The 13,971-nt window shown below is 57.6% G+C and carries 12 protein-coding genes; 7 read left to right on the plus strand and 5 right to left on the minus strand.

Annotation, left to right across the window (positions count from 1 at the left end; translation table 11 throughout):
• Positions 1 to 260: 260 nt before the first annotated feature.
• The 7 genes from BB347_RS01790 (at position 261) to BB347_RS01820 (ending at position 9,438) form a co-directional block, all read left to right on the plus strand.
• Entirely contained in the window at positions 261 to 4,553 is a 4,293-nt protein-coding gene (locus BB347_RS01790) for an ATPase, T2SS/T4P/T4SS family (RefSeq protein ID WP_076578975.1), read from the plus strand.
• A complete protein-coding gene (locus BB347_RS01795; RefSeq protein WP_076578973.1) occupies positions 4,550 to 6,616 on the plus strand; it encodes a type II secretion system F family protein in 2,067 nt (688 codons plus the stop codon). The genes BB347_RS01790 and BB347_RS01795 overlap by 4 nt, the downstream gene beginning before the upstream one ends.
• Before the next feature lies 1 nt (position 6,617).
• On the plus strand, positions 6,618 to 7,124 hold the full coding sequence (locus BB347_RS01800; RefSeq protein ID WP_076578971.1) for a DUF7287 family protein: 507 nt from the start codon (positions 6,618 to 6,620) through the stop codon (positions 7,122 to 7,124).
• A gap of 67 nt (positions 7,125 to 7,191) precedes the next feature.
• Positions 7,192 to 7,749 (plus strand): DUF7288 family protein, encoded by a 558-nt coding sequence (locus BB347_RS01805; protein WP_236995972.1) that lies wholly within the window; start codon positions 7,192 to 7,194, stop codon positions 7,747 to 7,749.
• Positions 7,743 to 8,144, plus strand: a complete 402-nt coding sequence (locus BB347_RS01810) for a hypothetical protein (RefSeq protein WP_076578967.1) — start codon at positions 7,743 to 7,745, stop codon at positions 8,142 to 8,144. Before BB347_RS01805 ends, BB347_RS01810 begins: the two co-directional genes overlap by 7 nt.
• Positions 8,141 to 8,635 carry a DUF7266 family protein gene (locus tag BB347_RS01815; protein WP_076578965.1) on the plus strand — a complete coding sequence of 165 codons (495 nt, stop codon included), beginning with the start codon at positions 8,141 to 8,143 and terminating at the stop codon, positions 8,633 to 8,635. Before BB347_RS01810 ends, BB347_RS01815 begins: the two co-directional genes overlap by 4 nt.
• 65 nt (positions 8,636 to 8,700) lie before the next feature.
• Complete coding sequence (locus BB347_RS01820) at positions 8,701 to 9,438, plus strand: DUF7289 family protein (RefSeq protein ID WP_236995975.1); 738 nt, start codon at positions 8,701 to 8,703, stop codon at positions 9,436 to 9,438.
• Positions 9,439 to 9,465: 27 nt separating this feature from the next.
• Here BB347_RS01820 and BB347_RS01825 read toward each other — a convergent pair whose 3' ends face one another.
• The 5 genes from BB347_RS01825 to BB347_RS01845 all read right to left on the minus strand — a co-directional run bounded on the left by BB347_RS01825 (position 9,466) and on the right by BB347_RS01845 (position 13,957).
• A complete protein-coding gene (locus tag BB347_RS01825) occupies positions 9,466 to 10,638 on the minus strand; it encodes a hypothetical protein (protein ID WP_076578961.1) in 1,173 nt (390 codons plus the stop codon).
• Between the two features lie 97 nt (positions 10,639 to 10,735).
• On the minus strand, positions 10,736 to 11,584 hold the full coding sequence (locus tag BB347_RS01830; protein ID WP_076578959.1) for a CheR family methyltransferase: 849 nt from the start codon (positions 11,582 to 11,584) through the stop codon (positions 10,736 to 10,738).
• Positions 11,581 to 12,102, minus strand: a complete 522-nt coding sequence (locus BB347_RS01835) for a chemotaxis protein CheD (protein ID WP_076578957.1) — start codon at positions 12,100 to 12,102, stop codon at positions 11,581 to 11,583. Before BB347_RS01835 ends, BB347_RS01830 begins: the two co-directional genes overlap by 4 nt.
• The gene (locus tag BB347_RS01840; RefSeq protein WP_076578955.1) at positions 12,099 to 13,355 is read right to left on the minus strand and encodes a chemotaxis protein CheC; all 1,257 of its coding nucleotides are present in this window, start codon (positions 13,353 to 13,355) and stop codon (positions 12,099 to 12,101) included. Before BB347_RS01840 ends, BB347_RS01835 begins: the two co-directional genes overlap by 4 nt.
• A complete protein-coding gene (locus BB347_RS01845; RefSeq protein ID WP_076578953.1) occupies positions 13,352 to 13,957 on the minus strand; it encodes a chemotaxis protein CheC in 606 nt (201 codons plus the stop codon). Before BB347_RS01845 ends, BB347_RS01840 begins: the two co-directional genes overlap by 4 nt.
• Between the last annotated feature and the right edge of the window lie 14 nt (positions 13,958 to 13,971).

Below are 13,971 nucleotides of genomic sequence, written 5' to 3' on the forward strand. Positions count from 1 at the left end.
TCGCTCTCACTCGTCGTGACCCAGCGACGGTTGCAGTCGTTGTGACGGAGTCTATCCAAGCAGATCGATAGATATTATGACACGTCCGTAGAGAGTTGGTCGTGACCACATATCGTCCCATCCCTGTTATCTCTCACAGAACGCTACGATTACGGACCTACAGAAATCGAGAATACAGAAACTCGGGGCTGTCTGTGTAATTATCAGATATGGTACTGTGTGGATGAATTTTTTGAAGGGTGAGAGTTTGGATGAAGCTAATGGCTATTGACGACGCCGACCAATCGGATTCCGGGGACTTTTCTGAGAGAGAGGAATCCGATCTCGAGTCGGGTGCTGATGCAGACGCGAATCCCAGTGCTCGCGTCGGCGAGTACACGTGGGAGGATTTCATGATCGAATACGGGTACGGGACTGAGGTATCGACACTGTACCCCGACGAACCCACGGGTGACGAGCAACTCGGACTCGACACCGACGAATCGCAGACGGTTCCGACCGGCGCGGACTGGGATCGCGTCGACTTCGACCCCACAGCGTATCTCGGAATCCACCCGGACGACCTCCGCTCGGAAACGATGCCCGTCGCCGGCGACAACGCCGACGTCCTCCAGGACATTTTTCTCGAGTACGTCGACCCGGAGACGACGCCGGTCACCAAAGACGTCTGGACGTGGGAACACTACAAGTGGGAGTACTACTACGACGACGATGGTTCCCGCCCGCGCGACGGCGACGGCGAGATCGTCCGCCACGATAAAGAGGAGGCACTCGGCTTCGATCCCGAGACACTCGAGCAGCGGTTGTTCGCTGGTGACGAGGCCGCGATGGAACTCGACGAACTCGTCGAGGAACGGACGGTCAACATCCAAGACGAAATCGACGAGGACGACTTCTTCTCGAGCGTCGACGGGCATACGACCGTTTCGAATCGCTACGACCTCGAGAAGGCCGTCCCGATGGACAAGAAGACCCACTTCCGGGAGGTCGAACGTTACTGGGTCAACAAGCCCTACGCTTACGTCGTCATCTTCCACTCCGAGAAGGAAAACGAGAAGAAATACTACATGGTCGAGCCGTATCTGAACGAGATCGAGTTGGAACTACAGGAGTTCCTCTCGGGTAAACTCAGAACGGCAATCAAGTACTCTGACGACGGGATCAAAGAGAAAGCGACCGAAGACGGTCGCCGAGTCGTCATCGAAGACGAGGCGCGTCGCCTGTTGAAACGATACGACCTCTTCGAGAAGACGGGAGGTGGCACACAACAGAGCATTCTCGAGACGTTCCAGAGTTTGGGGGACCTACAGAATATCCAGAATCTCCAGAACATCCTCGACGACGAGTCCAACGAGTCCGACGAGTCCGACGAATCCGACGAATCCGACGGGGACGGTTCTGCCGAGGTCGGCACGGACGAATCGGCGTCCGAAGGGGAACTGGAGCCGATGAGCGACCCCGAAACGACGCAACTCGAGGGCATCGAGGTTCGCCCCGAACCGGCGATTCTCGCTGACGATCCGGATACGCTCAACGAGTATCAAGTCGAGAAGTTACTCTATCAACTCAAGCGAAACTTCATCGGATACGAGCGTATCGACGGCATCAAACACGACATCAACGTGGAGGACGTTTCGTGTGACGGGTACAACTCCCCCGTCTTCGTTTACCACTCCGAGTACGAACAGATCATTTCGAACATCTACCACGGCGACGACGAACTCGACGATTTCGTCGTCAAACTCGCTCAACGCTCGGGCAAAGGGATCAGTAAACGGCTGCCACAGGTCGACGCAACACTGCCCGACGGCTCTCGTGCCCAGCTCACGCTCGGCCAAGAAGTGTCGGATCACGGGACGAATTACACGATCCGTCAGTTCAAGGACGTGCCGTTCACCCCGATCGACTTGATCAACTGGAACACCTTCTCGCTCGACGAGATGGCGTTCCTCTGGCTCGCCATCGAGAACCACAAGAGTCTGATCTTCGCCGGTGGTACGGCATCGGGGAAGACGACCTCCCTGAACGCCGTCTCGCTGTTCATTCCGAGCAGCGCGAAAATCGTCTCCATCGAGGACACCCGCGAGGTCGAACTGCCACAGCGAAACTGGATCGCGAGCGTTACGCGTCCCTCGTTCTCCGACGACGAACAGGGTGACGTCGACGAGTTCGACTTGCTGGAAGCCGCGCTCCGACAGCGTCCCGATTACATCGTGATGGGTGAGATCCGTGGTGAGGAAGGACGGACGCTCTTCCAGGTCATGTCGACGGGCCACACCACCTACACCACGTTCCACGCGGACTCCGTCGACGAGGTCCTGAAGCGTTTCACGACGGACCCGATCAACGTCTCGAAGACGATGTTCACCGCGTTGGATCTGGTTTCGATTCAGACCCAGACGCGGGTACAGGGTCGGAAAGTTCGCCGGAACAAGTCGCTGACGGAGATCAACCACTACGAGGCCGAACACGACGAGATCAACGTTCAGGACGTCTACCAGTGGCAAGCGGAGACGGACGAGTACCTCAAGATGGGTGACTCGAACACCCTCGACGAGATCCAGTTCGATCGCGGGTGGAGCAACGAGAAACTCCAGGAAGAACTGTTCAAGCGCGAAGTTATCCTCGCCTATCTCATCAAAAACGGTCTCAACACGTACGCGGAGGTGGCGGCGACCGCACAGGCGTTCATCAACGACCCCGATACGATTCTCACGCTCATCGCAAACGGGCAACTCGAGGAGAGTCTCACCGACCTGCGAGAGATGGAGAGCGTCCTGATCGACGTCGACCAGGAGAAAGAAGAACTCGTTCCGCGACCGGATGCGAGCAGCGAAACGTACAACCTCTCGATGGACATCCTCGAGCGCGCCGAAGAATCGCTGTTCGAAGAGTATCGCGGGAAAGTACCGAGCGGTCTCGCGAGTGCACTCGGCAACATCGAGGACGAAGAACCAATCGATGTCGAACAGGGCGATGGTGACGCCTTCGACTTCGAGGAGAGCGCCGACGGTGCCGTCGACGAAAACGAGTGGGAACTCGACGACGGCTCGAGCGCGTTCGGTGTCGAGACAGCGGATGGCGAACGCGAACCGGCCTGGCTCAGCGATGACACCGGGTTCGAAATCGGCGCTTCCGGCGAAGTCGATACGACAGCCGACGGGTCTGCTTCCTCGAGTCGGGAGGCCCCGAGCGATTCCAACCAACGACAGAGTACAGCCCAAACGACAGCCGATTCACCGTCCGCAGGAACTGCTTCGGAGCAACCGTCGGCGGAGGCTGGTGAGTCGGCGTCGACCCCAACGGTGTCGGATCAAAACGAATCGGCGACGATATTCCCGTCGGACGATCCCGACGAAGACGATCTCGGCGGCCTGTTCGACGATATGGGAGAGACGATCGATCAACTCGAGTCGACCGATTCACCGCCCGAATCGAACTCGCTCGAGGCCGAACCGTCGGCGGACGATCTCGACACCGAGTCACTGTTTCCCGACGGGGATTTCGAGTCGATTTTCGATCCCGACGGGAACGACTCAGCGATGAGCACCGACGCAGGCAGTTCAACGACTGACGTCGAGACGGCTATTTCGAACGCGCAATCTGAAGACTCGGCGGGCGTCGAGTCACCATCGACGACGAGTGGACCGTCGGCAACTGAATCGGACGAATCGGTGAGCGTTGACTCCCCAACGACCGAGGCCGACGAGTCCGATTTAGGCGAGGCGGCGAATGCCGATCCACCAACGATCGAACTGGACGACTCGGAGACAGACGAAACGGAACGTGCGGACCCTCCAACGATCGAATTAGGTGATTCGGGGACGGACGAGACCGAGAGTGTGGAACCACCGACGATCGAACTAGGCGACGCGTCGGATGATGACCAAGACGAGGCGACGGAAAACGACGAGGATGACCCGTCGTCTTCGCCTGAACCGACGGCTGGCGGTCCCACAGAGGCCGCGTCGTCAGGCGAGACCAGTGGCGACGAAGCGATACCCGCTGCACCGCCAGACTCGAGTGAAGAAGACGATGTTGGGGATGGAGAATCGACGACTGCTCTCGAAGATAGGGACGCTGACGATAACACGGCCAGCCAGTCAGAGGGGAACGTCGACGAAGCGGACACTGACGAGGGTTCACCGCTCGAGGAGACAGCCAACGCCGAAGCTGTCGATACTGGGGGGAACGAGTCGGCGGCGAAGACGGAGGATACGCACCGTCTCGCTGGCTCAGGTGACGAGTCGGCGGCAACTATCGCGACGGACGAAGACACCGCTGAATCCGAGTCGCTCTTCGAAGACGAAACTGACTCGATCTTCTCCGAGACCGACGAGACGGCAGACGACGACGGTTCACTCTTCGACTCGACCGATCAGGTGCAGACGGACGATTCGATTTTCTCTCACGATAAGACGGTCGACGATGACGAGACGGCCGACGACAATGAGTCGGCTGTTGATGACGACACGCCCGACCACGAGACGACTGACGACCGGACGACTGACGGCGAATCAACGCCAGACGACAGCGAGGAGACGGACTCATGAGCCTCCAAACCGGTGGCAACCGCGACTCGGGTAGTCTTTCGGGTGGAACCGATCTCCTCGGAGAGGCGTTCTATCCGCTCTACGAGCGCCTCTTCGACGAAGACAGCACGTTCGTCAAAGACGTCGAGACAAAACTCGCGCAGTCCCGGATGACCGATACGGTCGAGTTGTACCTGTCTCGCTCGCTCGGGATCGGATTCATCAGCGGCCTCGCGTTGTGGATCCTCGGACTCGTTCTCGGCTACGGACTCTTCGCAACCGGTCTCATTCAAATCGACGAGTTACTCGGTATTCCGGTCGGGAGCGAAACGGTTCTCAACCTCATCGAAACGCTTCGGGTCCCCGCGCTCGTCTTCGTAACCGGTCTCGTTTTCGGGTCGATCGGGTTCGCACTCGGGTTCGGTTCGCTGGTCGCAATTCCGTACTCTCGAGCGTCCACTCGTAAGCGCGAGATCAACATGTTGCTGACCGACTCCGTCTCGTTCATGTACGCCCTGTCGGTCGGCGGACTCAACCAACTCGAGATCATCGAGGCGATGGCGGAAGCAGACGACACCTACGGAGAGGTCGCAAAGGAGTTCCAGAGCATCGTCAAGGAGACCGAGTACTTCGACGTCGACTATCGAACGGCGATCCGGACACAGGCACTCGAGACGCCGAGTGACGAACTCTCGCAGTTTCTGACGGATATGCTCTCGATCGTCAACAGCGGCGGTGACATGGAGAGCTTCCTCGAGGACAAGAAAGAAAAGCACCTGCGGACCTCCAAACAAGAACAGGAGATCACCCTCGAGACGCTCGAGTTGTTCGGCGAGATGTACATGACGCTGTCGCTGTTTCCGCTGTTGTTGATCATCATCATGGTCACGATGCAGATGATCCCGGATGCAAACGTCGAGGACTCGATGATCTTCATGACCGTTTACGGGCTGATCCCGATGACTGGAATTGGGTTCCTGGTAATGGTTTCGACGGTCAAACAGGACGAACCTGGCGATGGATACCTCGAGATGGACGGCGGCAGTCAGCGAGTCGAGACTGCTCGCGATGACGGACTGTTGGACCTCGGGCTCGTCGAGCAGTTCACCGGCGAACACAGCGTCTTCAGTCGCATCAAGAAACGCGAGGGGACCCACGAGACGAAGAAGATCCTCCAGCGGCCACACATTTTCTTCCGAGATAACCCGCTCTACACGCTCGGGTTGACGGCCCCCCTCACGCTGGTGATCGTCACCGGCGCGATGATGACTGGTTCGGCACCGCTTTCCTGGCAGGGAATGCTCGACAACCCGATCTGGGGGACGTTCATCTACATCTACGCCCCGCTGTACGTCATGGGGATTCCACTCGCCATCTTCCGTGAGTGGAACTTCCGTCACCGAAACTCGGTCATGAGCCAACTCTCGGAAGACCTTCGAAAACTCTCGAGTTCGAACGACACCGGATTGACCTTACTCGAGTCGCTCAAAGCGGTTTCCGATACGACGAGCGGGAAGTTAGCTCGCGAGTTCGAGATGATGCACACGAAAGTCAACTACGGAACGGGACTCAAACAGGCGCTCATCGAGTTCAACAACAAGTACCACATTCCGCGGTTGGCCCGGATTACGCGATTAATCACCGAGGCACAGGAAGCGTCGAATCAGATCTCCGACGTGCTTCGAACGGCAGCACAGGCGAGTGAGAATCAAGACGATATCGAACGCGAACGAAAGTCCCGGACACGGATGCAGGTCGTGATTATCGTCATGACGTTCCTAACCGTCCTCGCCGTCATGGCGATTCTCCAGACGCAGTTCATCGAGACGATGGCCGGTCTCGAGGGCGGCGAAGCCGATGCTGATGCGGGTGGCGGCGGCGGTGGTGACATGGAGGGCATGGACATGACCGAAGCGATCGACATCCAGATGCTGTCGCTGGTGTTCTTCCACGCCGTCACGCTGCAGGCGATCATGTCCGGATTCATCTGTGGATACATGCGAGACGCTGACCTGCTGAGCGGGATCAAGTACGCCGTCTCGCTGGCAACGGTCGCACTGATCGCGTGGACGATGGTGGCCTGAGATGAGACGAGATCGAACAGGAACTGAACGGAATGGCTCGAGAACCCGCCGACAGCGGACGGTTTCGATTTCGTTGCAAAATCGCGGCCAGACCACGCAGGATTTCGCGATCGGAATCGGCGTGTTCATTCTGGCCATCGCGTTCGTCTTCTCGTTCCTACCGACGATCCTGACGCCGTTCGACTCCTCGGCCAGCGGCGGTCAGACGGCACAGGCAGATCGAATTGCGGATCACATCGTGAACGACTCGGAGGACGGTAACGAACTCGATTGGGAGGAGGATGTCCCGGACGAAGAGGATTTCGCCGGAGAATTTGGCCTCCGTGAGAGCGACGACATCGTCTACGACCGAGTTAACGTGACTCTCGAAGAATTCGAAACGGACCAGGAAACCATCGCCGACTCCGGGAACGATTACGACGATCAGTCGGCAGCCAGTTCGTCTCGAACCGTGTCGGAAACCGATAAAGACTGTGACCCGTGTCGACTCGTCGTGAGGGTGTGGTAACGTGAAACGAAAATCGAACGCAACGGAGCGCGGGCAGGCCTACACGCTCGAGGGGTTCATCAGCGCGATGGTCGTCCTCGTCGCGATTTTACTGGCTCTCCAGTCGGTCGTTATCACGCCGACGACCGGCGGTGCAGCAGACCGGACGGTTCAGTCACAGATGCAACAGGAAGCACAGGACGCGTTGGTTGTCGCTGCGGAGGATACGGATGAAAACTCCCTCTCGCAGATGGTGCGATACTGGGACGAAGACGGTGGTTTCGAGGGAACTGACGACAGCTTCGTCGACCCGCACGGAAATAACGTGTACAGTCCGGGTAATTTCAGTGACGAGTCTGAACTCGGTGAGATTCTCTACGATAGATTCGACGAACGCGGGCAAAACTACAACGTTGAACTCCACTACAGTAACGAGTCTGATGAAACAGAAAATCGGTCGTTAGTCTATCAAGGTTCTCCGTCATCGAACGCTGTCTCGGCCAGTTATACTGTTTCGTTGTACAACAACCAGTCAGTGACTGCTAATAACGGTAATTTAGATGAAGAGGAAGATGCACCAATTGAAAACCAGGATAAGGACGAATCACTTTACAACGTCGTCGAGGTGCGGGTGATCGTATGGTAACCGAATCGAATGATCGCGGACAGGTCATCCTCATCGGGGCCATTACGCTCGCGTTCATCATTCTGGGCATCGTCATCGTCTTCAACGGCGTCCTCTTCACAGAGACGATTTCTGCCGGTGACACGAGCCAGAGTGCAGCGACTGCGGATAAGGTTGAGCAAGAGGTTGTGAACGGTGTCGCCTGTTCGATTGTATATGATAGTGATCCTGATTCATTCGCCAGTTCATATCAAAACTCGACTGCTGAATCGAATTCGGCAGTAGTGAATGTCGATGTGATAAATTCCGATGAGTCATCTGCAAACGTTACGATAACCTACGACTCTGCGGATCTAAGTTACAGCCAGACTCGAAATATCACAGACACGGCTGATCAGTGTCCGGAGGAATCATGATCGGCCCCAATCACGAGCGTGATCGTGGGCTCACGGCCGCACTGACGCACGTGCTAACGATCGGAATTACGACGATCCTCATCGCGATGTTGATGATGGGTGCGAGTGCGATGCTCGAGGCGGAAACCGAACGGTCGACGGAAACCTCACTCGAGACCGTCGGCGAACGACTTGCCGGCGAAATCGACAACGTCGATCAAATCGCGTCGGAAGATGATGATTCAGCGACGATCGTTGCCGATCATCCATCCAGCGTCTCGAATTCGCAGTACACGGTCGAGTTATACGACGACTGTGAATCCACAGACGCGCCGCTCATCGACGATGGAGCATGCCTCGAGTTAGCAGCCCACGAGGTGGACGTGACGGTTCACGTTCCGGTTGCCGCTGATGAAGATGCAATCGATGACAGCGACCGGGTTGCCGGTGGATCGATCGAGATCAGCACCGACAGTAATGGTGAGATTTCGATTACGGAGGCTGACCGATGATCGATTGTTCTCGAACGCACCGTTCGGACTCGAGTCCCACTGATACTGACCGAGGTGTGTCGGAAGTGCTCGGATTCATCCTCGTCTTCTCGATTATCTTCCTCTCCGTCGGCCTGTTGTACACGGTGGGGTTCCAGGCGATGAACGACTATCAGGAGACCGAACAGCTCAACAACGCCGAGCGAGCGATGGAGTCGCTGACCGATAACTTCAACGACGTGCTCCGATACGGCGGTGTCAGCGACCGCTACGGTGAACTCACGATGCGTGAGGGGACTATTGCCGTCGATGAGGGTGGGACGGCAGTAACTATTGATATCGTAGACGAGGATGAGGACAGTCCGTTTGACAACTACAGTGACAGCGATGACACGACGATCGACCTGGGTGAGTTCTCCTACACCGCACACGGTGACACCATCGCCTATGAAGGGGGTGCACTCGTCCGAGCCGACGAAGATAGATCAGAGTGGAGTACAGACCTCAAGCAGCCACAGATGCGATGTAGTGACTCAGGTGCATCGATTACACTCGCATCAGTCACTGCAGACGACCAATCGATCAACCCAAGTGACAGCACAGGCGTGACGATAACCGAAATCAATCGTGATACGAAGGTCTACGACGAGGAAAACGTCAAGATATCCGTATCTGAGGACGATACCGCGTACAGTGGGGCATGGGAGAGTTTCCTCGACTCGAACGATTTCAGTGGTAACGAAGAAAATGGCGAACTCACTGGAACCTGCTCAGAGGTCGACCATGTCGTCATCACTCTCGTCGAAGTCGGCTTCGAGTACTAAACGCGTCTCAAACTCTCTTTTGAGCGCTCACTCTCGAGTCCACTCGCCGCTCAACATCACCCGTAATCCTGCTCGAGAAACTAACTCTTCGATCCGTGTCGCCTGCGTTTCTTCGTCGCCACTCGCCTCGAGGTAGAGGCCGTTCGAAAGCTGGTGTGGGGTTTCCATCGGCGTGCCGTCGGGGTGGACCGCGTTTGCGTTCAACACGGCCTTGTCGGCGTCGTCGTCTGGATGCCAGGGAACGGTGACGCCGGAGAGACCGCGTTCGAAGAGGTACTCCGTGGTTCCGACGAGGGCCGTTTCGGGACTCGAGTGACCGATCGCTCCGATCGAGCCCCGTTCGTTGAAGAAACGGACGACGTACGACGACTCCTGGCTTTCATCCTGGTCCCGGTCGGTGGAGGGATGATCGTTTTCGCTACCGGCCGGATCGGATTCCGGCCTCGAGTCCGTGTCCACGTCTTCGGATGTCGACGCACTAGCTTCGTCTGTAGACGTACCGCCGATAACCGATCCCTCGGAGAACTCCATCGAGACGTCGCGCGAGATGTCCTCGTGTTCCGCCTCGGCGCTCGTGTCGTCTGAAAACGAGGTGATAAGCTGGTCGAGAAACCGTTCCGTTGCAGCTTCGAACTCTGCTGTGTGGTCCGCAGCGTTTCCCGTGACCGCCGCGAGTTCGTCGGAAAACGTCTCGAGAAGTGTCGCTCGCTCGATGGCGAGTCGTTTCGAGACGTGTTCGCGCGTGTCTGTCTCGAGACGTTCCTCGAGTTGGACTCGCGTGTAGTGCTCGAGCGCTGACTCGTAGGCCGTCAGTTCCGAATAGTCACACACCAATCGGTCGATTTCGGTAGTGCCAGCGAGAAGGAGCAGATCCCGACCGTTAGTATAGATCGTTCGGTCGATGCCCGTCCACGCCATCGTCTCGACGAGCGACGCGGCGCGTGACTTCTCGAGTGTGTCGTCGAAGGATTCGGTTGCGACGAGCAACGCGGGGATGCCGTCGATCGTACAGACGTACTCGAAATGGGTTCCGTCGACCGCTCTGTTCGTCCGACACGACGCTTCGTGAACGTCCCAACCGAGCGCCTCGAGGAGGGGTTCGACGAGCCAGGCCCTCGTTTCGCCGATGGTCGCAGGGGACGTGGCGTCGACGACCGCCTGGGTCCGTTCGACGAACGACTCGAGGTCGAGTGCACTCATCGCAGACGACTATTCGCCCCATCGATATGTAAGCAACTGTGTGTTTCAGGAACTGGATGACTCGAAGTGTTTCGCTGTCGCCCGAAATCCGACGGGGTTAGGAGTTCGACTCCGGTTGCTCTCGAGCGAGCGTATTCGTCTCGAGTGGCTCGCGGTGGTAGATTCGGAGTCGCGCGTCACGAACTGAAAATGCGGATTTGAGCGTCGGCGGGATGGTCTCCGCTTTCCCGATTACGAGGAAGCCATCCTGACGAAGCGATCGAGCGATCGTTCGCAACATCGGCTGTTTGTACTCGTTGTCGATGTAGATAAACAGATTCCGACAGATGACGAGGTCGAACCCCGTTTTCGGTTCGTCGTTGATGAGGTCGTGGCGCTCGAACGAGACGCTTCGTTTGATCGACTCGTCGATGCGATACGTTCGGTTGTCTCGGTCGACGTACGGGCTGGCGTCGTCGAGAAACGAGAGTTGGTCGTCGAAATCGACCGTTCGAGACTCCTCGTAGATGCCGTTTCGAGCCGTTTTCAGTGCTGGTTCGCTGATGTCCGTCCCGACGATTCGAAGCGACGATTCGTCGATCTGGGGGTCATCGTGAGCGAGCATCGCGACCGAGTAGGGTTCGCGGCCGTCCGCACAGGCGGCGCTCCAGACCCACACGGTTTCGTTGTTCGCACTCAGGCACCGCAGTACGTCCCGGATCCCATCCCAGACGTCTGGATTCCGGAAAAAGCCGGTCACGTTGATACTCAGGGCCTCGAGCAACGCCTCCTGCTCGTCGGGATCGGCCCGAAGCGTCTCGTAGTACTCGGCGTAGTTTTCGCTCTGTGTTCGGCGCATTCGCGAGGAAACCCGTCGGTCGAGATAACTGTCGTTGTAGTGGCTGGTTGCAAACGATAATTCAGACTCGACGTACGAAAGGAGGGCTTCGAACGCCTCGTCACTCACAGTTTCGTCACTCCGTTTTCGGCGCGGTCGTCGGCCGTCCGAACGACGAGCGTTCCCGTCTCGAGTTCGAACTCGACGGTCCGCCCGTACTCGCCACCGACGTCTTCGGCGAGTATGGGGACGCCGAGTTTCTCGAGTTCTTCTTTTGCTGCGGTGACGTTTCGCTGACCGACGCCCTCGCCGAAGCTCTCGAACTCGAACATATCGCTGCCGCCGGCGATTTTTGCTTCGACGGTCGTGTAGCTTGCACCTTGCTCGACCATTCGTCGGAGTAGTGCACGGATTGCGGTGTCGGCGTACTTTCCTGGTTTTCGGTCGCTATTTTCGGCGGCGTCACCATCGGGCAACATCACGTGTGCTAATCCGCCGATCGCGGTGTCCGGATCGTACAACGCGACTGCGAGACACGAGCCGAGTCCGTAGGATTTGAGCGTGTCGTCGCCGTCGCTGACGACCAGTTCGGAGATTCCGACCTGGACGGGTGTTGGCGCGCCCGGTTCTGTTCCATAGGTCTTCATGCGTTCTCGATATCCTGAAATTCAGCAGTCGTCGGCGTCTCTTCGATTCGATCGATATCCAGATCGTTCAGTGCTCGCTCGAGGTCGTCCTCGTCCGGAATCGCGTAGACGTCACAGTCGAACTCTCGCCCGTCGGCGACGACGACGGTGTCGAAGACGAACGCGAACTCCTGGTTCTCGCCTAACTGGATAATGACGGGATCGACCGCTGCAGCCCCCATATCGTGGATGAACTCGGGGGTGGAGTGGTCGATCGTCGTATCCAATACGTTGGCCCAGCCGTCGAGGAAGCCACTCGCCATGATGTTTCCGAGTTCTTTGATGGCGCTCGTGCCCATCTCGCCGAAGCCGTCTTCGTCGAGTTCCATCGGGACCATCGCATCGACGATCTCCTGTGCGGAGTCTTCGTCGAACAAGAAGAGGAGATAGCCACTAGGTAGTCCGTCGAATTCGAAGGCGACGCCCACCAGTTTCTCCTCGGCGACTTGCTCGGGAATCGCCTCGAGGGAGACGAAGTTGAGCCGGCGGATTTCGATGCTCGTCTCGATACCGGTCAGCGTCGTCGCCGTTTTCGCGATTTCTTCTGCGCCCTGTTCGGCCATTCGGTCGAAGCCGTCGAGTTTGTCGTACTCGATCCCGCCGGTCGTCCGAAGCTGTGAGAGGAGGGCGGCCATCGATTCCCGTTTTGGGAACAGGTAGTGGCTGAAGCCGATTTCGCTGCCGACGGTTTCGATCTGGCTCTGGAAGAGCAACGCGAAGTCGTCCGCTGCTGGTGCATCGTCGATATCGTCGAAGAAGGGCTCCGCCGTTTCGCCCTCGACGAATTCGGGCGTCGACACGTCGATAACCGTTTCCAAGACATCGGCCCAACCGTCGATGAACCCGCTGTTCATGATGTTGCCGACCTCGGTCACGGCACTTTCGGTCATCTCGTCGAACTCGTCGTCGACGTTGATGTCCCCGCCCCGATTCGACTCCGCCATCAGCGTTTCGACGACGCGAAGGGCGTTCGCTCGTTCAAACACGACCATCGAGTAGCCGTCGATCGTTCCGGTGAGTTTGACGCGGACGGCGACTTTTTCCGTCGAGTCCTCGAAATCGCGACGAATCTCTCTACCGCGCATGAAATTTAGCTTCGTCACGCCCACTTTCGTCTCGACACCGGTCATGTGTGTCAGTCGACCCGCGGCGAGTCCAGCTCCTTCTCGGGCCATTTCATAAAAGGTCCCGAGTGCGTTGACGTCGAGTCTCATGCCGATTGCACTTCCATCGCGTTGACCATTTCGACGAACTCCTCGAGGTCGGGGAACGCGTAGATCTCCGCCTCGATCTGATAGCTCGGCACGGTCAGGTCTGAATCGAAGAACAACGCAAGGTCGTCGCCACCGAGCCCGGCAGTTCGCGTAACGATTTCTCCAGTCGGTGCGTAGACGAGTTGTGGGGCGGCGATATCGATCGCTCGACCCAACACGTCGGCCCAACCGTCGATAAAGCCACTCGACATCATCGTTCCCATCTCCTCGACGGCGCTGCGTGCCATCTTGCTCGAGACGTCCGACATGTCGTCGACGACGTCACGAAGCATGATTGCAGTAATCTTCTTCGCGCTCTCTTCGGGGAAGAGGATGAGGATGTGGCCGTGTGGCGGGTCGAGTAATCGGACGCGAACGCCGATACGATTCCCGGGATCGACCTGGGACTTGATGTCGTCGACGTCGACGAAGTTCGTCTTCGTTACCTCCATCTGGGCGTTCTCGCCCGTCAGCTTACTCATGTTGTCGGCAACGCCGTTCGTCCCGACTTTCGCCATTTCGTTGATGAAACTCAGCTTTCGAATGTCGACTTGTAACGTCATGGGTTCCTCCGTCT

This window comes from Natronorubrum daqingense, assembly GCF_001971705.1.
In the GTDB taxonomy this organism is placed as follows: domain Archaea; phylum Halobacteriota; class Halobacteria; order Halobacteriales; family Natrialbaceae; genus Natronorubrum; species Natronorubrum daqingense.

What these genes read in the sequence shown, in the direction of transcription:
- BB347_RS01790 (WP_076578975.1), top strand. Translation starts at nt 261, where the DNA reads ATGGCTATTGACGACGCCGACCAATCGGATTCCGGGGACTTTTCTGAG.
- BB347_RS01795 (WP_076578973.1), top strand. Translation starts at nt 4,550, where the DNA reads ATGAGCCTCCAAACCGGTGGCAACCGCGACTCGGGTAGTCTTTCGGGT.
- BB347_RS01800 (WP_076578971.1), top strand. Translation starts at nt 6,618, where the DNA reads ATGAGACGAGATCGAACAGGAACTGAACGGAATGGCTCGAGAACCCGC.
- BB347_RS01805 (WP_236995972.1), top strand. Translation starts at nt 7,192, where the DNA reads ATGGTCGTCCTCGTCGCGATTTTACTGGCTCTCCAGTCGGTCGTTATC.
- BB347_RS01810 (WP_076578967.1), top strand. Translation starts at nt 7,743, where the DNA reads ATGGTAACCGAATCGAATGATCGCGGACAGGTCATCCTCATCGGGGCC.
- BB347_RS01815 (WP_076578965.1), top strand. Translation starts at nt 8,141, where the DNA reads ATGATCGGCCCCAATCACGAGCGTGATCGTGGGCTCACGGCCGCACTG.
- BB347_RS01825 (WP_076578961.1), bottom strand. Translation starts at nt 10,638, where the DNA reads ATGAGTGCACTCGACCTCGAGTCGTTCGTCGAACGGACCCAGGCGGTC.
- BB347_RS01835 (WP_076578957.1), bottom strand. Translation starts at nt 12,102, where the DNA reads ATGAAGACCTATGGAACAGAACCGGGCGCGCCAACACCCGTCCAGGTC.
- BB347_RS01840 (WP_076578955.1), bottom strand. Translation starts at nt 13,355, where the DNA reads ATGAGACTCGACGTCAACGCACTCGGGACCTTTTATGAAATGGCCCGA.
- BB347_RS01845 (WP_076578953.1), bottom strand. Translation starts at nt 13,957, where the DNA reads ATGACGTTACAAGTCGACATTCGAAAGCTGAGTTTCATCAACGAAATG.